Origin of the sequence: Pseudomonas sp. zfem004 (genome assembly GCF_032621715.1) — a bacterium.
GTDB classification, from domain to species: domain Bacteria; phylum Pseudomonadota; class Gammaproteobacteria; order Pseudomonadales; family Pseudomonadaceae; genus Aquipseudomonas; species Aquipseudomonas sichuanensis.
The window spans coordinates 227,889-245,807 of the sequence record NZ_JAVYJF010000002.1 but is presented as its reverse complement, the minus strand read 5'-3'; the positions used below and the strand labels follow the sequence as shown (position 1 = coordinate 245,807).

The 17,919-nt window shown below is 66.1% G+C and carries 17 protein-coding genes; 11 read left to right on the top strand and 6 right to left on the bottom strand.

Translation table 11 applies throughout. The features are described from left to right. Positions 1-15: 15 nt before the first annotated feature. Positions 16-336, bottom strand: a complete 321-nt coding sequence (locus tag RTH46_RS03330; protein WP_153785593.1) for a cell division protein ZapA — start codon at positions 334-336, stop codon at positions 16-18. Continuing rightward, positions 333-542 carry a TIGR02449 family protein gene (locus RTH46_RS03325; protein ID WP_110992146.1) on the bottom strand — a complete coding sequence of 70 codons (210 nt, stop codon included), beginning with the start codon at positions 540-542 and terminating at the stop codon, positions 333-335. Before RTH46_RS03325 ends, RTH46_RS03330 begins: the two co-directional genes overlap by 4 nt. A gap of 153 nt (positions 543-695) precedes the next feature. Between RTH46_RS03325 and RTH46_RS03320 the strand changes: the two genes are divergently transcribed. From RTH46_RS03320 to gcvP, 10 genes are all read left to right on the top strand, one after another. After that, entirely contained in the window at positions 696-1,250 is a 555-nt protein-coding gene (locus RTH46_RS03320; RefSeq protein ID WP_153785594.1) for a YecA family protein, read from the top strand. A 21-nt stretch (positions 1,251-1,271) separates the two neighbouring features. Then, positions 1,272-2,606 carry a Xaa-Pro aminopeptidase gene (gene pepP / locus RTH46_RS03315; RefSeq protein WP_125462174.1) on the top strand — a complete coding sequence of 445 codons (1,335 nt, stop codon included), beginning with the start codon at positions 1,272-1,274 and terminating at the stop codon, positions 2,604-2,606. Continuing rightward, complete coding sequence (gene ubiH / locus RTH46_RS03310) at positions 2,603-3,802, top strand: 2-octaprenyl-6-methoxyphenyl hydroxylase (RefSeq protein ID WP_153785595.1); 1,200 nt, start codon at positions 2,603-2,605, stop codon at positions 3,800-3,802. Before pepP ends, ubiH begins: the two co-directional genes overlap by 4 nt. Beyond that, positions 3,799-4,281 carry a DUF4442 domain-containing protein gene (locus tag RTH46_RS03305; protein WP_110992150.1) on the top strand — a complete coding sequence of 161 codons (483 nt, stop codon included), beginning with the start codon at positions 3,799-3,801 and terminating at the stop codon, positions 4,279-4,281. The genes ubiH and RTH46_RS03305 overlap by 4 nt, the downstream gene beginning before the upstream one ends. 9 nt (positions 4,282-4,290) lie before the next feature. After that, on the top strand, positions 4,291-5,508 hold the full coding sequence (locus RTH46_RS03300) for a 2-octaprenyl-3-methyl-6-methoxy-1,4-benzoquinol hydroxylase (RefSeq protein ID WP_178125771.1): 1,218 nt from the start codon (positions 4,291-4,293) through the stop codon (positions 5,506-5,508). A gap of 153 nt (positions 5,509-5,661) precedes the next feature. Next, the gene (locus RTH46_RS03295) at positions 5,662-6,663 is read left to right on the top strand and encodes an extracellular solute-binding protein (RefSeq protein WP_316905042.1); all 1,002 of its coding nucleotides are present in this window, start codon (positions 5,662-5,664) and stop codon (positions 6,661-6,663) included. 110 nt (positions 6,664-6,773) lie between these two features. After that, the gene (locus RTH46_RS03290; RefSeq protein ID WP_153785598.1) at positions 6,774-8,396 is read left to right on the top strand and encodes an ABC transporter permease; all 1,623 of its coding nucleotides are present in this window, start codon (positions 6,774-6,776) and stop codon (positions 8,394-8,396) included. A 124-nt stretch (positions 8,397-8,520) separates the two neighbouring features. Continuing rightward, a complete protein-coding gene (gcvT, locus tag RTH46_RS03285; protein WP_153785599.1) occupies positions 8,521-9,603 on the top strand; it encodes a glycine cleavage system aminomethyltransferase GcvT in 1,083 nt (360 codons plus the stop codon). A gap of 49 nt (positions 9,604-9,652) precedes the next feature. Then, entirely contained in the window at positions 9,653-10,036 is a 384-nt protein-coding gene (gene gcvH / locus RTH46_RS03280; RefSeq protein WP_153785600.1) for a glycine cleavage system protein GcvH, read from the top strand. A gap of 199 nt (positions 10,037-10,235) precedes the next feature. Beyond that, a complete protein-coding gene (gcvP, locus tag RTH46_RS03275) occupies positions 10,236-13,109 on the top strand; it encodes an aminomethyl-transferring glycine dehydrogenase (protein WP_316905041.1) in 2,874 nt (957 codons plus the stop codon). Positions 13,110-13,255: 146 nt separating this feature from the next. Here gcvP and RTH46_RS03270 read toward each other — a convergent pair whose 3' ends face one another. The 3 genes from RTH46_RS03270 to RTH46_RS03260 form a co-directional block, all read right to left on the bottom strand. Next, positions 13,256-13,570, bottom strand: a complete 315-nt coding sequence (locus tag RTH46_RS03270; protein WP_125462185.1) for a DUF2388 domain-containing protein — start codon at positions 13,568-13,570, stop codon at positions 13,256-13,258. A 93-nt stretch (positions 13,571-13,663) separates the two neighbouring features. Then, entirely contained in the window at positions 13,664-15,343 is a 1,680-nt protein-coding gene (locus RTH46_RS03265) for a GspE/PulE family protein (RefSeq protein ID WP_316905040.1), read from the bottom strand. 100 nt (positions 15,344-15,443) lie between these two features. After that, the gene (locus RTH46_RS03260; protein WP_316905039.1) at positions 15,444-15,770 is read right to left on the bottom strand and encodes a hypothetical protein; all 327 of its coding nucleotides are present in this window, start codon (positions 15,768-15,770) and stop codon (positions 15,444-15,446) included. Between the two features lie 125 nt (positions 15,771-15,895). On the opposite strand from RTH46_RS03260, the gene RTH46_RS03255 reads away from it, so the two are divergent. Continuing rightward, positions 15,896-16,366, top strand: a complete 471-nt coding sequence (locus RTH46_RS03255; RefSeq protein ID WP_110992159.1) for an Lrp/AsnC family transcriptional regulator — start codon at positions 15,896-15,898, stop codon at positions 16,364-16,366. Here the strand turns inward: RTH46_RS03255 and RTH46_RS03250 are convergent. Further along, positions 16,355-17,746 (bottom strand): inorganic triphosphatase, encoded by a 1,392-nt coding sequence (locus tag RTH46_RS03250; protein ID WP_316905038.1) that lies wholly within the window; start codon positions 17,744-17,746, stop codon positions 16,355-16,357. The genes RTH46_RS03255 and RTH46_RS03250 overlap by 12 nt on opposite strands. Positions 17,747-17,919: the final 173 nt, after the last annotated feature.

Sequence of the window (17,919 nt, the reverse complement as noted above, 5' to 3'; positions counted from 1 at the left end):
GCCAGTATACCAATCTCAGTCGTTTTTGCTAACCGGATCGTCGGCCAGCGCCTGATCGACCCGTTCCAGCAGGTCGCGCACCTGCTCGCGGGTGGTGCCGCCACTGGCCGGCGCTTCCGGTCGGTCCTGGCGGTGCAACAGCTCGTGGGTGATGTTCAGGGCGGCCATGACTGCGATGCGGTCGGCGCCGATCACTTTGCCGCTGCTGCGGATCTCGCGCATCTTGCCGTCGAGGTAACGGGCGGCACCGACCAGGTTGTTGCGCTCCTCGGGCGGGCAGATGATCGAATATTCCTTGTCGAGGATCTGGACGGTGACGCTATTGCTTGAACTCATGAGTCTTGCTCCAGGGCCTTGAGGCGCAGGATCATCGATTCGATCTTGCGCTTGGCGATCTCGTTCTTTTCGATGAGGTGGGCGCGCTCCTCGCGCCAGGTTTTTTCCTGCGCTACTAAGAGTGCGTTTTGCCGTTTTAGTTGCTCGACCCGCTCGATCAGCGACTCGAACCGGCTCATCAGCGCTTGCAGGTCGTTCTCTTGCATGGGTTGCACTCGATTCGCTCCATCGTCGGCTCACCTTGCGATCATGCCCGCACAGTCGCCACGCGGCCAGTGCTGATGGTCTTGGCGCGCCTGCCGGTGCTAGGATACAAGGCCTTCATTCTAGTCATTGCGCCGTCTGGCGCCTAGCTGCCCATGCCCAATACCCAATCGCCCTACATCGCCTTCGCCATGCTGCTGTCGAGCAATGGCCACCCTGTCACCCCGGCCGAGCTGCATGGCCTGCTGATCGGCCGCAGCTGCGCCGGTGCCGGCTTCGATGCCGATGCCTGGCTGGCGGACGCGGCCCAATTGCTGGAAACCGAACCCGGCGACACGGTACGCAATGCCCTGGTCGGCCTGCAGGAGATGGTCAAGGCCGAGCTGACCGGCGAAGACGTCGCCATCGTGCTGCTGTTGCCTTCCGACGATGCCGCACTGAGCGACCGCGCCACCGCGCTGGGCCAGTGGTGCCAGGGCTTCATCACCGGTTTCGGTTTGAACGCCGGCGGCAAGGACCTGTCCACCGATGCCAAGGAAGTGCTCCAGGACCTGGTAGCCATCTCGCAAGTCCAGGAAGCGCTGGAAGAGTCCGAGGACGGCGAGAGCGACTACATGGAAGTCATGGAGTACCTGCGCGTCGCCCCGCTGCTGCTGTACACCGAGCTGGCCGCACCGGCCGCGCCCGCGCCCAAGCCATCGCTGCACTGATCGATTCGGGGTCGTTTGCCCATGAGCCACATACCCAAGGCGGAGTACGCCCGTCGGCGCAAGGCGCTGATGGCGCAGATGGTCCCCAACAGCATCGCCATCCTGCCCGCCGCCGCGGTTGCCATCCGCAACCGCGACGTCGAGCACGTCTATCGCCAGGACAGCGACTTCCAGTACCTCAGCGGCTTCCCCGAGCCCGAGGCGGTGATCGCCCTGATCCCCGGCCGCGAGCACGGCGAGTACGTACTGTTCTGCCGCGAACGCAACCCTGAGCGCGAGCTGTGGGACGGCCTGCGCGCCGGCCAGGACGGGGCGATGCGCGACTTCGGTGCCGACGACGCCTTCCCCATCACCGACATCGACGAGATCCTGCCCGGCCTGATCGAAGGCCGCGAGCGGGTCTACAGCGCCATGGGCAGCAACCCCGAGTTCGACCGCCGGTTGATGGACTGGATCAACGTGATCCGTTCCAAGGCCCGCCTGGGCGCGCAGCCGCCGAACGAATTCGTTGCCCTGGATCATCTGCTGCACGACATGCGCCTGTATAAATCGGCGGCGGAAGTGAAAGTGATGCGCGAGGCCGCGGCGATCTCGGCGCGGGCCCATGTGCGGGCCATGCAGGCCTGCCGCGCCGGGCTGCACGAATACAGCCTGGAAGCCGAGCTGGACTACGAGTTCCGCAAGGGTGGGGCGAAGATGCCGGCCTACGGCTCGATCGTCGCGGCCGGGCGCAACAGCTGCATCCTGCATTACCAGCAGAACGACGCGCCGCTCAAGGACGGTGACCTGGTACTGATCGACGCCGGTTGCGAGATCGACTGCTACGCCAGCGACATCACCCGCACCTTCCCGGTCAGCGGGCGTTTCTCGCCGGAGCAGAAGGCGATCTACGAACTGGTGCTCGCGGCCCAGGCCGCGGCCTTTGCGGTGATCGCCCCCGGCAAGCACTGGAACCATGCACACGAGGCCACCGTGCGGGTGATCACCGAAGGCCTGGTGGAGCTGGGCCTGCTCAAGGGCGAGGTGCAGGCGTTGATCGACAGCGAGGCTTACCGCGCCTTCTACATGCACCGCGCCGGGCACTGGCTGGGCATGGATGTGCACGACGTGGGCGAATACAAGGTCGGTGGCCAGTGGCGCGTGCTCGAACCGGGCATGGCCCTGACCGTCGAGCCGGGCATCTACATTGCCGCCGACAACCAGAACGTCGCCAAGAAATGGCGCGGCATCGGCGTAAGGATCGAGGACGACGTGGTAGTCACCAGGCAAGGTTGTGAAATCCTCACCTCGGGCGTACCGAGAACCATCGCCGAGATCGAAGCGTTGATGCTCGATGCCCGCAAGGCTGTGGCATGAATCGGGTCAACCTGGCGATCATCGGTGGCGGGCTGGTTGGCGCCAGCCTTGCCCTCACGCTCCAGGCCGGGGCCAAGGCCCGCGGCTGGAAAATCCTGCTGATCGAGCCGTTCGCCCCGGGCGACAGCTTCCAGCCCAGCTACGATGCGCGCTCCTCGGCGCTGTCCTACGGCACCCGGCAGATCTACGAGCAGTTGGGCCTGTGGCAGGCCATCAGCCGCCGCGCCGAGCCGATCAGCCAGATCCAGGTGTCCGACCGTGGCCGATTTGGCGCCACCCGCCTGGATGCGCTCGAAGAAGGCGTGCCGGCGCTGGGTTACGTGGTCGAGAACGCCTGGCTCGGCCAGTGCCTGTGGCAGGCCATCGACAACGAAGTGGTGAGCTGGCGCTGCCCGGCCGAGGTCAAGGCGATGCAGGCCATCGCCGGCGGCTACCGCCTGCAACTGGACGACGATACCTCGCTGGAATGCGACCTGGCGGTACTGGCCGACGGCGGCCGCTCGGGCTTGCGCGAACAGTTGGGCATTCACGTGCGCAGCACGCCCTATGACCAGAGCGCGTTGATTGCCAACATCACCCCAGGCGAGGCCCACCGTGGCCAGGCGTTCGAGCGCTTTACCGAGCAAGGCCCGATGGCATTGCTGCCGTTGCCGGAAAACCGCTGTGCGCTGGTCTGGACCCGCCAGGGCATGGACGCCCGACGCCTGGCCGAGGTTGACGAGCGCAGCTTCCTGCGTGAGCTGCAGGACGCCTTCGGCTACCGCCTCGGCGCCTTGCGCCAGGTGGGCGCGCGGCACCTGTACCCGCTGGCGCTGGTCGAGGCCCAGGAGCAGGTGCGCCCGCACCTGGTGGTGCTCGGCAACGCCGCCCACAGCCTGCACCCGATTGCCGGCCAGGGCTTCAACCTGTCGCTGCGCGACGTGCAGTCGCTGGCCGACGCGCTGCTGGCCGGCCCGCAACAACCGGGCGACCTGGCCACGTTGCAGGCCTACCAGCAGCGTCAGCGCCTCGACCAGGCGCTGACCATCGGCTTCTCCGACCAGGTCACCCGCGTGTTTGGCAGCAACCAGCCACTGATCACCACCGGGCGCAACCTCGGCCTGCTGGGCCTCGATCTGTTGCCACCGGCAAAAAGCTGGTTCGCCCGCCAGGCCATGGGCCTGGGCACCCGCCCTGACCCGCGGGGTCGCCCATGAGCGATCCCCGCAAGCTCGCGCGCAAGGCCCGCCTGCTGCGCTGGCTGCTCAACTGCTACCCGCCCTACCTGGGGGCCGGCATCCGCGTCCAGGCCATCAGCCCGGACATGCGCAGCGTCAAGGTGCGCATGAAGCTGACGCGGTGGAACCGCAACTACGTCGGTACCCAGTTCGGCGGCAGCCTGTACTCGATGGTCGACCCGTTCTACATGCTGCTGCTGATCGAGCAGTTGGGGCGCGAATACATCGTCTGGGACAAGGCCGCCAGCATCGATTTCATCTCGCCGGGCAAGGGCCCGGTGTACGCCGAATTCCACGTCGACGACGCGCTGCTGGACGAGATTCGCCAGCAGACCGCCAGCGGCAAGAAATACCTGCCCAGGTTGCAGGTGGAGATCCGCGATGGCGCCGGTGAGCTGGTGGCGCGGGTCGACAAAACCCTATATGTGCGGCTCAAGCCGCAAGCGAGGCAGGCGTAAGGCATGGAAATGCGCGCAGATCTGTTGATTGTCGGTGCCGGTATGGTCGGCAGCGCCCTGGCCCTGGCCCTGCGCCACAGTGGCCTGGAAATTCTCCTGCTCGATGGCGGCCCGCTGTCGGTCAAGCCTTTCGATGGCCAGGCACCGTTCGAGCCGCGCGTCAGCGCGCTGTCGGCGGCCAGCCAGCGCATCCTCGAGCGCCTTGGGGCCTGGGACGGCATCGCCCGGCGGCGGGTATCGCCGTACTCGGACATGCATGTCTGGGATGGCAGCGGCACCGGGCAGATCCACTTCTCGGCGGCCAGCGTGCACGCCCAGGTGCTCGGTCACATCGTCGAGAACCGGGTCATCCAGGATGGCCTGCTGGAGCGCCTGCACGACAGCGATGTCGGCCTGCTGGCCAATGCTCGCCTGGAGCAGCTGCGCCGCTCCGGCGACGAGTGGCTGCTGACCCTCGCCGATGGCCGCACACTGCGCGCGCCGCTGGTGATCGCCGCCGATGGCGCCAATTCGGCGGTGCGCCGCCTGGCCGGTTGCGAAACCCGTGAATGGGATTACCTGCACCACGCCATCGTCACCAGCGTGCGTTGCAGCGAAGCGCACCGCACCACGGCCTGGCAGCGTTTCACCGACGAAGGCCCGCTGGCCTTCCTGCCGCTGGATCGCGATGGTAAGCAGGACTGGTGCTCGATCGTCTGGTCGACCACTCCGGAGCAGGCCGAGCAGGCCATGGCGATGGACGACGCGGCGTTCCGCGCTGCGCTGGAGCGGGCTTTCGAGGGGCGTCTGGGCGACGTGCTTGAAGCGGACCCACGGGTGTGTGTACCGCTGCGCCAGCGCCATGCCAAACGCTATGTGGAGGAAGGCCTGGCGCTGATCGGCGATGCCGCCCACACCATTCACCCGCTGGCGGGGCAGGGGGTCAACCTGGGCTTCCTCGATGCTGCGGTGCTGGCCGAGGAGCTGGTGCGCGCCACTGAGCGTGGCGAGCGTCTGGCCGATGTGAAGGTGTTGAGCCGCTACGAGCGCCGGCGCATGCCACACAACCTGGCGCTGATGGCGGCGATGGAGGGCTTCGAACGGTTGTTCCAGGCCAACCCGTTGCCGTTGCGCTGGTTGCGCAACAGTGGCTTGAAGCTGGTGGAGCAGATGCCTGAGGCCAAGGCGATGTTCGTGCGCCAGGCGCTGGGGTTGTCCGGGGACCTGCCGGAGCTGGCCAGGGCTTGAGGCCCAATCGCGGGGCAAGCCCGCTCCCACAAACACGTGGGAGCGGGCTTGCCCCGCGATTGTTTGCAACATCTGGTAACTGCTGCGCAGGTGAGTCGCAAAATGGGAAACACTACCATTTGCACCTCTCAAACTCAGCGAGGAGTGCCCCCCATGTTGCCCCGCAAACCCCTACTGGCCGCCCTGGCCCTCACGCTGTTCGGCGGCACCGCCCAGGCAGCGGACGAAGTGGTGGTGTACTCCTCGCGCATCGACGAGCTGATCAAGCCGGTGTTCGACGCCTACACCGCCAAGACCGGCGTCAAGGTCAAGTTCATCACCGACAAGGAAGCGCCGCTGATGCAGCGCATCAAGGCCGAGGGCCAGAACGGCGTGGCCGACCTGCTGCTCACCGTCGATGCCGGCAACCTCTGGCAGGCCGAGCAGATGGGCATCCTGCAGCCGATCAAGTCGGACATCATCGACAACAACATCCCCGCGCAATACCGCGCCTCGTCCCACGACTGGACCGGCCTGAGCCTGCGTGCGCGGACCATCGTCTACTCCACCGAGCGCGTCAAACCCTCGGAGCTGAGCACCTACGAAGCCCTGGCCGACAAGCAGTGGGAAGGCCGCCTGTGCCTGCGTACGGCGAAGAAGGTCTACAACCAGTCGCTGACCGCCACCCTGATCCAGAACCACGGCGAGGCTGAAACCGAGAAGCTGGTCAAAGGCTGGGTCAACAATCTGTCCACCGACGTGTTCTCCGACGACACCGCGCTGCTCAATGCCATCGCCGCCGGCCAGTGCGACGTGGGCATCGTCAACACCTACTACTACGGCCGCCTGCACAAAGAGAAGCCAGACCTGCCGGTGAAGCTGTTCTGGCCCAACCAGGGCGACCGTGGCGTGCACGTCAACCTGTCGGGCATCGGCCTGACCAAGCATGCGCCGCACCCGGAAGCGGCGAAGAAGCTGGTGGAGTGGATGACCGGCGAGGAGGCGCAGAAACTGTTCGCCGACATCAACCAGGAGTTCCCGGCCAACCCGAAGGTGAAGCCTTCGGAAGAAGTGGCGGCCTGGGGCAGCTTCAAGGCTGACAGCATTCCGGTGGAAGTGGCCGGCAAGCGCCAGGCCGAAGCTATTCGCTTGATGGATCGGGCTGGCTGGAACTGAGTCCAGCGCCTTATTCTTGAGCATTCATCGCGGGGCAAGCCCGCTCCCACGTGGCCCGTGGGAGCGGGCTTGCCCCGCGATGCTATCTCACTGCAAAAGAGACCCCCGCCTTGCCCCACGCCCCCCAACGCCGCTGGTATCCCCCGGTCTTCCTCATCGCCGCGCTGGTGCTGCTGCCGCTGAGCGTCCTGCTGCTGTCCTGGCAGACGGTCGACCTGCAGATCTGGTCGCACCTGCTCGACACTCAGATGAGCCGCCTGCTGGGCAACACCCTGACCCTGGTGCTGGGCGTCGGTGTCGGCGTGACCGTGGTGGGCGTGAGCCTGGCCTGGCTCACCAGCCTTTGCGAGTTCCCCGGGCGGCGCTGGCTGGATTGGGCGTTGATGCTGCCTTTCGCCATTCCGGCCTATGTCCTGGCGTTCGTGTTCGTTGGCCTGCTGGATTTCGCCGGCCCCGTGCAGAGTGCCCTGCGCGAAGTCTTCGGGCCGATGCGCCTGCCCCGGGTACGCTCCACCGGCGGGGTGATCACCGTGCTGGTGCTGGTGTTCTACCCCTACGTCTACCTGCTGGCGCGCACAGCGTTCATGGCTCAGGGCAAGGGCCTGATGGAGGCGGCGCGGGTGCTTGGGCTGTCGCCGTTGCAGGCGTTCTGGCGGGTGGCATTGCCCATGGCGCGGCCGGCCATCGGTGCGGGTATCGCCCTGGCGCTGATGGAGACCCTGGCCGATTTCGGCGCGGTGTCGGTGTTCAACTTCGACACCTTCACTACCGCCATCTACAAGACCTGGTACGGCTTCTTCAGTCTGTCCAGCGCGGCGCAGTTGGCCAGCCTGCTGCTGCTGGCGGTGATGCTGGTGCTGTACGGCGAGCGTCGTTCACGCGGCGCCAGCCGCAGCGGCAACGAACGGCCACGGGGGCAGGCGCTCTACCACCTGCGCGGCATCAAGGCGTTCGCCGCCAGCAGCTGGTGCCTGCTGGTGTTCGCCTGCGCCTTCGTCATCCCGCTGCTGCAACTGCTGGTGTGGTGCTGGCAGCGGGGCCGGCATGACCTGGACGAGCGTTATCTCGGGCTGGTGCTGCACACCCTCTACCTGGGTGGCATGGCGGCGTTGATCACCGTCTGCGCCGCCTTGCTGCTGGCCTTTGCCCGGCGCCAGGCGCCGACCACCGGCATCCGCGCCGGGGTCGGCCTGGCGAACCTGGGCTATGCCTTGCCAGGCTCGGTGCTGGCGGTGTCGATCATGCTGGCGTTCAGTTACCTCGACAATCAACTGGTGATTCCCTTCTCGCAATGGCTGGGCGGGGCGGGTAAACCGCTGCTGCTGGGCAGCCTGTCGGCGTTGCTGCTGGCCTACCTGGTGCGCTTCGTCGCCGTCGCCTACGGCCCGCTGGAAAGCAGCCTGGAGCGCATCCGCCCGTCGCTGCCGGAGGCTTCACGCAGCCTTGGGGTCGCCGGGCCGAGATTGTTTTTCAAGGTGTATCTGCCGTTGCTGGTGCCGGGTGCCCTGAGCGCTGCGTTGCTGGTGTTCGTCGATGTGCTCAAGGAAATGCCGGCCACCCTGCTGATGCGCCCGTTCGGCTGGGACACCCTGGCCGTGCGGGTGTTCGAGATGACCAGCGAAGGCGAATGGGCGCGCGCCTCGTTGCCGGCGCTGAGCCTGGTGCTGGTCGGCCTGCTGCCGGTCATCGGTCTGATCCGCCGTTCGGCCCATCGTCCGGGGCAACCGCGCTGAGGGTGCCAGGCTGACAGCTTGCGGCTACAATGCGCGGCATTCGCAGCGGCGGCTCCTACAAGAACAGGTGATGACTGAACATCGCCGACTGCCGCCGCCTCGCCACGCCCGGAAGGAGAAACCCATGGGACAGCGTACGCCTCTGTATGACCTGCACCTGGCGCTCGGCGCCAAGACGGTCGATTTTGGCGGTTGGGACATGCCCCTGCACTACGGCTCGCAAGTCGAGGAGCACCATCAGGTGCGCAGTGACTGCGGGGTCTTCGATGTCTCCCATATGACCGTCATCGACATCGATGGCTGTGCCGCCACCCCTTGGCTGCAACATCTGCTGGCCAATGACGTGACCCGCCTCGACGCCCCTGGCAAGGCCCTCTACAGCCCGCTGCTGAACGCCGACGGCGGGGTGATCGACGACCTGATCGCCTACCGCACCGAGGACGGCTATCGCCTGGTGGCCAACGCGGCCACCCGCGACAAGGTGCACGCCTGGCTGCAGGCGCACAGCGCCGGGTTCGCCATCAGTTTCAAACTGCGCCCGGAGTTGGCGATCCTCGCCATCCAGGGCCCGCATGCCCGCGAAAAGGTCGCAGCCCTGCTCAGCCCCGCACGTGCGGCCCTGATCCGCGAGCTGCGCCCGTTCGAAGGCGTTGCCGAAGGTGACTGGTTCATCGCCCGCACCGGCTACACCGGCGAAGACGGCCTGGAGATCATCCTGCCCGGCGCGCAGGCCCCGGCGTTCTTCAACGACCTGGTCGGTGCCGGTATTGCCCCGAGCGGGCTGGGTGCCCGCGACACCCTGCGGCTGGAGGCCGGCATGAACCTTTATGGCCAGGACATCGACGAAGCCCACACCCCGCTAACTTCCAACCTGGGCTGGAGCGTTGCCTGGGAGCCGGCCGGCCGTGAATTCATCGGCCGGGCTGGCTTGCTGGCGGAAATCGAGCAAGGTGTGCAGGAAAAACTGGTCGGCCTGGTGCTGGAAGAGCGCGGCGTGCTGCGCGCCCATCAGGTGGTCCGCGTGTCCGGGATTGGCGAAGGGGAGATCACCAGTGGTAGTTTCTCTCCTACGCTGAGCAAGTCCATTGCCCTGGCCCGCGTGCCCATTGCTACCGGCGAACGCGCCGAGGTGGAGATCCGCGGCAAATGGTACCCGGTGCGGGTGGTCAAACCGACCTTCGTGCGCCACGGCAAGATCCTGATCTGACTACTTAAACGGCGGGCCAACCGCTGACCCAATCGAGGAATACAAGACTATGAGCCAAATCCCCGCCGACCTGCGCTTTGCCGATAGCCATGAATGGGCCCGTCTGGAAGCCGACGGCACAGTGACCGTGGGCATCAGCGACCACGCCCAGCAAGCCTTGGGTGACGTGGTGTTCGTCGAGCTGGCCGAAGTCGGCAAGGTGTTCGCCGCAGGCGACGCTGCCGGCGTGGTCGAGTCGGTGAAAGCGGCCTCCGATATCTATGCCCCGATCGGTGGCGAAGTGATCGCGGTCAACGAAGAGCTGGCCGACAGCCCGGAGCTGCTCAACGAAGAGCCCTACGAATCGTGGATCTTCAAGCTCAAGCCGAGCGACAAGTCTGAGCTGGACAAGCTGCTGGATGCTGCTGGCTACAAGGCTGCTATCGGCGAGTAAGCCTCTGGGGGCGCCTTGCGCCCCTATCGCGACACAAGGCCGCTCCTACAGGGGATCGCATTCTCCTGTAGGAGCGGCCTTGTGCCGCGAAAGGGCTGCGAAGCAGCCCCAGGCAAGCACAAGTTTTCCCGCACCATCGCCGATCCCTTCCTAGACTTGTAAGTCTCCATGAGAACTGGTCCAGGAAGAGATTGTCGCCATGTCACAGTCGCCGTCCCTGCATCAACTGCACGCACCCAACCCATTCCTCAGTCGCCACCTGGGGCCCGATGCCCAGGAGCAGCAGGCCATGCTCGACGCCCTTGGCGTCGCCAGCCGCGGCGAACTGATCGAACAGACCGTGCCGCCAGGCATCCGCTTCAACCGCCCGCTCGACCTGCCGCCGGCCCTCGATGAACAGGCCGCCCTGGCCAAGCTCGCCGGCTACGCCGCGCAGAACCAGCTGTGGACCAGCCTGATCGGCATGGGCTACCACGCCACCGTCACGCCCACCGTCATCCTGCGCAACGTGCTGGAGAACCCGGGTTGGTACACCGCCTACACGCCCTACCAGCCCGAGATCGCCCAAGGGCGCCTGGAAGCGTTGCTGAACTACCAGCAGATGGTGATCGACCTCACCGGCCTGGCCCTGGCCAATGCCTCGCTGCTGGACGAGGCCACGGCCGCCGCCGAGGCCATGGCCCTGGCCAAGCGCGTGGCGCGCAGCAAGAGCAACGCGTTCTTCGCCGACGAGCACTGCCATCCGCAAACCCTGTCGGTGCTCAAGACCCGCGCTGAAGGCTTCGGCTTCGACCTGATCATCGACTCTGTGGATAACCTCGCCAGCCACCAGGTGTTCGGCGCGTTGCTGCAATATCCCGACACCCATGGCGAAGTGCGTGACTTGCGCCCGCTGATCGACCAGTTGCACGGCCAACAGGCCCTGGCCTGCGTCGCTGCGGATATCCTCAGCCTGGTGGTGCTCACCCCGCCGGGCGAGCTGGGCGCCGACGTGGTGCTCGGCTCCACCCAGCGGTTTGGCGTGCCGATGGGCTTCGGAGGCCCGCACGCGGCCTATTTCGCCTGTCGTGACGACTACAAGCGGGCCATGCCCGGGCGCATCATCGGGGTGTCCCGCGATGCCCGTGGCAACACTGCGCTGCGCATGGCCCTGCAAACCCGCGAGCAGCACATCCGCCGCGAGAAGGCCAACTCCAACATCTGCACCGCGCAGGTGCTGCTGGCCAACATTGCCAGCTGCTACGCCGTCTACCACGGCCCCGAAGGCCTGCAACGCATCGCCCAGCGGGTGCACCGGCTGACCTTCATTCTGGCCGCCGGGCTTGAGAGCAAAGGCATCAAGCGCCTCAACCAGCACTTCTTCGACACCCTCACGCTCGACGTCGGCGGCACCCAGGCGGCGATCATCGAAAGCGCCGAGGCTGCCCGCATCAACCTGCGCATCCTCGGCCGTGGGCATCTGGGCGTGAGCCTGGACGAAACCTGCGACGAAGCCACGGTGCTCAAGCTGTTCGACATCTTCCTCGGCGTCGACCACGGCCTGGACATCGCTACCCTCGACCAGCAAGCCCTGCCCGAGGGCATCCCCGGCGCCCTGGTGCGGCGCACGCCGATTCTGCAGCACCCGGTGTTCAACCTGCACCATAGCGAAACCGAGATGCTGCGCTACCTCAAGCAGCTGGAGAACAAGGACCTGGCGCTCAACCAGTCGATGATTCCGCTGGGCTCCTGCACCATGAAGCTCAACGCCACCAGCGAGATGATCCCGATCACCTGGCCCGAGTTCGCCCTGCCGCACCCGTTCGCCCCGGCCGCCCAGGTGCTGGGCTACAAGGCGATGATCGACGAGCTGGAAAGCTGGTTGTGCGCCATCACAGGTTTCGACGCCATCTGCATGCAGCCCAACTCCGGCGCCCAGGGCGAGTACGCGGGGTTGGTGGCGATCACCCGCTATCACCAGAGCCGCCATCAGCCCAGGCGCACCCTGTGCCTGATCCCGTCATCGGCCCACGGCACCAACCCGGCGTCGGCGCAGATGGCCGGCATGGAGGTGGTGATCGTCGAGTGCGACGAGCAGGGCAACGTCGACCTCGACGACCTCAAGGCCAAGGCCCAGGCCGCCGGCGAACGGCTGTCCTGCCTGATGATCACCTACCCCTCGACCCATGGCGTGTACGAGGAGGGTATCCGCGAGATCTGCGAGGTGATCCACCAGCACGGCGGACAGGTGTACATGGATGGCGCCAACCTCAACGCCCAGGTGGGGCTGGCACGCCCGGCGGACATCGGTGCCGATGTTTCGCACATGAACCTGCACAAGACCTTCTGCATCCCCCATGGAGGGGGTGGTCCGGGCATGGGGCCGATCGGCATCCGTGCACACCTCAAGCCGTTCGTTGCCAGCCACCCTGTCGTGCCGGTGCCCGGGCTGGACCCGAACAACACCGCGGTCAGTGCCGCGCCATGGGGCAGCGCCAGCATCCTGCCGATCAGTTGGATGTACATCGCCATGATGGGGCCACAGCTGGCCGATGCCAGCGAGGTGGCGATCCTGTCGGCCAACTACCTGGCCAGCCAGTTGCGCGATGCCTTCCCGGTGCTCTACCGCGGGCGCAACCAGCGGGTGGCCCACGAGTGCATCCTCGACCTGCGCCCGCTCAAGGCGCTGACCGGCATCAGCGAGGAGGACGTGGCCAAGCGCCTGATGGACTACGGCTTCCATGCCCCGACCATGTCGTTCCCGGTGCCGGGCACCTTGATGGTCGAGCCTACCGAGAGCGAGTCGAAGGCCGAACTGGACCGTTTTGTCGAAGCAATGCTGGCGATCCGCGCCGAGATCGCGCAGGTGCAGGACGGCAACTGGCCCGCCGAGGACAACCCGCTCAAGCATGCCCCGCACACTCTGGCTGACGTGCTGGCGCCGTGGAACCGGCCCTACAGCATCGAGCAGGGCATCGCCCCCAGCGCTCACGCGCGCCAGCATAAATACTGGCCGGCGGTGAACCGGGTCGACAATGTGTATGGGGACCGGAACCTGTTCTGTTCGTGTGTGCCGGTGGAGGCGTATCGCTGAAATTGCCCATGCCCTGTGGAAGCAGCAATTTTGTGTCGCTTGTACTGGCGTCATCGCTGGCAAGCCAGCTCCCACAAGCCTGGGCTGATGCGGTCGGAGTGGGAGCCGGCTTGCCGGCGATTGGGCTGCAAAGCAGCCCCCCTGGATTACTCGGCTACGGCATTTTTGGCCAGGATTGCGTTGGCCAGTTCCATGTCGCTGGCCTGCACGCCCGGGTTGTCGGCGCGAACCTGGTTGATGGCAGCTTCCAGGAACGGCCCGCGAATCGCACCGTCACTGGCGACAAAGCTGCCGGCGTCATCCTGGGCGGCGACGATCAGCTTGTGGTCCTTGAAGGTCAGGTAGGTCGAGGCAGTGGTGGCACCCGAGGAGATGACGTTACGCCAGAACGTGTCGGCCATGGCGGAGCCAATGGGCAGCGCGAACAGGACGGTGGCTGCGATGGCTGTTTTGAAACGCATGATGAATCACCTCGGTCTTTGAGGGCTGTTTGAGATGCTGGTTGGATCATGCCTGCCCACGCCAAGTTCCCGTACACACAGGGGATTTATCACTTATCCACAGACCCGTAGCACCTCCTCCAGGGTGGTCAGCCCCTGCTCGACGCGGTCCTGGCCGCAGCGTTGCAGGTCACGCAGGCCGTCGGCCTGTGCTTGCCGGCGCAGGGCGGCCAGGTCGGCGCCCGGGGTGATCCGTTCACGCAGGCTGGCGCTGACCCTGAGCAACTCGAACAACCCTGTGCGGCCCTGGAAACCGCTGCCCCGGCACTGGCCGCAGGGCTGTCCCTGCGGGGCGCTGTCGCGGCAGGCCGGGCACAGCGTGCGTACCAGGCGCTGGGCCAGAACGCCGATCAGCGTGGCCTTGATCAGGTAGTCGGCCACACCCAGCTCCTGCAGGCGGGTGATGGCGCCGCAGGCATCGTTGGTGTGCAGGGTGGACAGCACCAGGTGCCCGGTCAGCGCCGCTTGCACGGCTACCTGCGCGGTCTCGGGGTCACGGATCTCACCGATCATGATGATGTCCGGGTCCTGGCGCAGCAGGGCGCGCACGCCGTCGGCAAAGTTCAGGTCCAGGCCCGGCTGGACCTGCAGCTGATTGATGGCGGGCTCCAGGCGTTCGATGGGGTCTTCGATGCTGCACAGGTTCACCTGTGGTGTGGCCAGGTGCCTGAGGCTGGCATACAGCGTACTGGTCTTGCCCGAGCCGGTGGGCCCGGTGACCAGCAGGATGCCCTGGCGCTGTTGCAGCAGCGCCTGCCACTGCTGCAGAAGCGAGCCGCCCAAGCCGAGGCGTTCGAGGGTGTCATGCCGTTGCCGGGGGTCGAACAGGCGTAGCACCAGCTTTTCGCCGAACGGCGTGGGCAGGGTGGAGAGCCGCAACTCGATGTCCGCTCCGCCCGGCAGACGACTTTTGAGCCGGCCATCCTGGGGCCGGCGTTTCTCCGCCACGTTCATCCGCCCCAGGTGTTTCAGGCGGCTGACCATGGCCAGCGCAACCGCCGCAGGGAAGGCGTAGACCGCGTGCAGCAGGCCGTCGATGCGCAGGCGCAGGTGGCCCTGGGCTTGGCGCGGTTCCAGGTGGATATCGCTGGCGCCTTGTTCGATGGCGTACTGCAGCATCCAGTCGACGATGTGCACGATGTGGGCGTCGTCGGCACTGGCTTGCTGATGGCTGGCGCCCAGTTCCAGGAGTTGTTCCAGCTCGCCCAGGCGCGGCGACTGCTGCTGGCCGGCACCCCGGACCGAGTGGGCCAGCCCGTAGAAGGTCGGTGCCAGCTGGCGCAGTTGCCTGGGGCTGGCCAGTACCCGGCGCACCCGCTTGCCAAGGCTCAGGGCCAGGTCGGCTTCCCACTCGCGCTGGTAGGGCTGGGCGCTGGCCACGGTAATGCTGCTGTCGTCCATGGCCACCGCAAGGATGCCGTGGCGCTGGGCGAATGCCGCAGAGACCAGGTTGCCAAGGCGGGCCAGGTCGATCTGTAGCGGGTCGATGTGCAGGAACGGCTGGCCAGCCTGGTGCGCCAGCCAGCGGCACAGACTATCCAGCCCGAGGGCCTGGCCTGGGTGCAGTGGGTCTGGCAGGGCCAGCCCGGCAATCAGTTCCAGAGGATGGTCGGTGGGATGGGACCTTGCCCGTTCGAGTGCCTGCAGGGCATCGCTGGCGGTGATGCGTTGCTCGGCCAGCAGGGCATCTAGCAGGCGGTTGAGGTCGAGGTCATGGCTGTCCTTGGCGAGCATGGCGGCGTCCTGGCCAGGTGAACGAAGGCCTGGAAAGGCTAGCCCGGGTGCCCCACCTTCGGTGCGGCAAAGGGTTTCCGGATCTTGCCGCCGGTGGCCTTCAGCTCACTGCCGCGTGCGCCAGGCGCGGCAGGTTGTTCAGGCTGACGTCGGCGACACAGACCAGGTTGCGCAACTTTTGCGCGATCACTTCGGCGCGGTGCCAGCTCAGGCCACCGATACCGATCTGCACGTCGAGCAGGTCGTCGCACTGGCTCACCTGCACGCTGTGCGGGGTGAGAAATTGCAGCGCGAACAGGTTCAGCACCCGGCACAGGGTGTCCGGCTCGGCTTCGGCCTGCAGGTGGTAGTGCACGGTGCTGTGTGCGGCCGTGGCGGCCCAGGCGTCGGTGCGGGGCGAAGTGAGGGGGCGTTCGAGTGCGTTCATGCTGGGTCTCCGCGAAAGTGCAGAAATTCTTGCACGTTCGGCGGGGCATATTTTCGCTATGATTCGGCCATTTAGCGTTTTGGCGAATTATATAATTCGTTTTATGGCGTATTGGAGAATCAATCATGCAAAGCGAACTGGACGCCTATGACCGGCGCATTCTCGAGGTGCTGCAGGCGGACGCTTCATTGTCCAGTGCTCAGGTCGCCGAGCGGGTCGGCCTGTCGCAATCGCCCTGCTGGCGCCGTATCCAGCGTCTGAAAGAGGAGGGGGTGATCCGTGGCCAGGTGACCCTGCTGGATCGCAAGAAGGTGGGGCTCAATACGCAGATCTTCGCCGAGGTGAAGCTCAATGCCCACGGCCGTTCGAACTTCGCCGAGTTCACCGAGGCGATCCGCGGCTTCCCCGAGGTGCTGGAGTGCTACGTGCTGATGGGCTCGGTGGATTTCCTGCTGCGTATTGTCACCCCGGACATCGAAGCCTACGAACGGTTCTTCTTCGAAAAGCTGTCGAATGTGCCGGGGATCCAGGAGGTCAATTCGATCGTGGCCTTGTCCGAGATCAAGTCCACGACCAGCCTGCCCTTAACGCGCTGAAGGCGACTTGAGCAGGTACTTCCAGGCGCGGTTCTGTTCGATGGCACGGGCCTGCTCGATGCGCGCTTCCAGCAGCTCGTCCTTGTGTTCATCGACCAGCGGTTGCTCGGCCAGCTCGTGCAGCTTGTTCAGCTCACCGTACAGACGGTCCTGCTGGGGCAGGTCGAGCACCTGGCGGGCATGGTGCATCCAGGCCTGTACGGACTCGATGCGCGGCAGCTGCTCGGCCAGATCTTCCGGGCGCTGTACGTACAGCGGCAGCTTGAGGGCGCGGGCTTCCTCGCCGAGCAGGTGCTGCAGCCAGCTGGCCAGCTGCGCCTTGCCTTGGCGTTCGCCACGGCCCTTGCGCTCGACGGTCCAGGCACGGGCGCTCAGCCAGCGCGCAGTTTCCAGGGAGAACTGGCCCCAACGCGGGTCTTCCAGCTCTTCGGTGAACTGCTCGGGCGCGGCGCGGCGGATGTCTTCGTCTTCGTTGCCGGCCTGCACCAGCGGGCGCCAGTCTTCCAGCAGGGCGTCGAGGCTGGCGCGCAGCTCGCGGGTGGCAGCGCGCGGCGCGGCCTGACCAAGGCTGCCAGTGAGCGCGCGCAGTTCGGCCAGGCAGCGCACCCAGTCCTGCAGCAGGCGCCAATGGCCGGTGTGGCGGTACTGCTCGGCCAGGCGCTGGCTGCTGCCGAGCAATTGCCAGGCGAGGGCGGCGAAGGCGTCGTCCACCGGCATTTCGGCATCCAGCTCGGCGCTCGGCAGGTCAAGCTCGTAGCTGCCTTCGTCGAGCAGGCGGTAGCCGCGTTCGGCCTTGCTGATGTCGCAGGGCATCAGTGGCAGCGTGGCGGCCAGTTCGGCGGCCAGCTCCAGCAGCGCTTCGGGCGCGCCTTCGCGCAGTTCGAGCTCCAGCTCGCAGATGGCTTCCTTGCGTTTGCCGGCGATCACGAAGCCTTGGTCCAGCGCAGCCTCGATCACCACCTTGGCCTTGCCGCGGCCCCAGGAAATCTCCGCGTACTCGCGGGTGAAGTCGGTGGTGAACAACGGCTTGATGGTTTTCTTGTCGAGCTCGGCCAGTTGCTCGGGCCAGCAGCTGGCGTCGAGCTTCTTCAGGTCGAGCTTGACCTTGTCCAGCTGCCACTCGTGCTCGTTGCGCTCGGACAGGCCGGCCACGCTCTTGCCGCGGCACTTGAGGGTCTGGATGATCACCTCGCCGTCACGGCGCAGGCGCAGGGCGACACGGGCGGCGGACAGCTCGCGCTCGGGGGTGTCGAAATACTGATTGAGCAGTTCGCGGGTCTGCCAGCCGGACTTGTTGCGCTTTTTCAGCAGCGGGTGCTCGCGCAGGGCGGCAAGGGTCTCGGGGCTGGCGCGGAGTTTGAGTTCGGTTTCTGTGTGCATCGCGGGCTCGGAAGGAGGGGACATCGTTGCCGGGCAGTCTACAGCACTTACGTCATGAATCATCGTGGGAGCGGGTTTGCCCCGCGATAGATGGCACCGGCTGCGCCGGTATCGCGGGGCAAGTCGCATCGGCGCACCGCCGCTCCCACGAAGGATGATCGATTTGCTTTGTC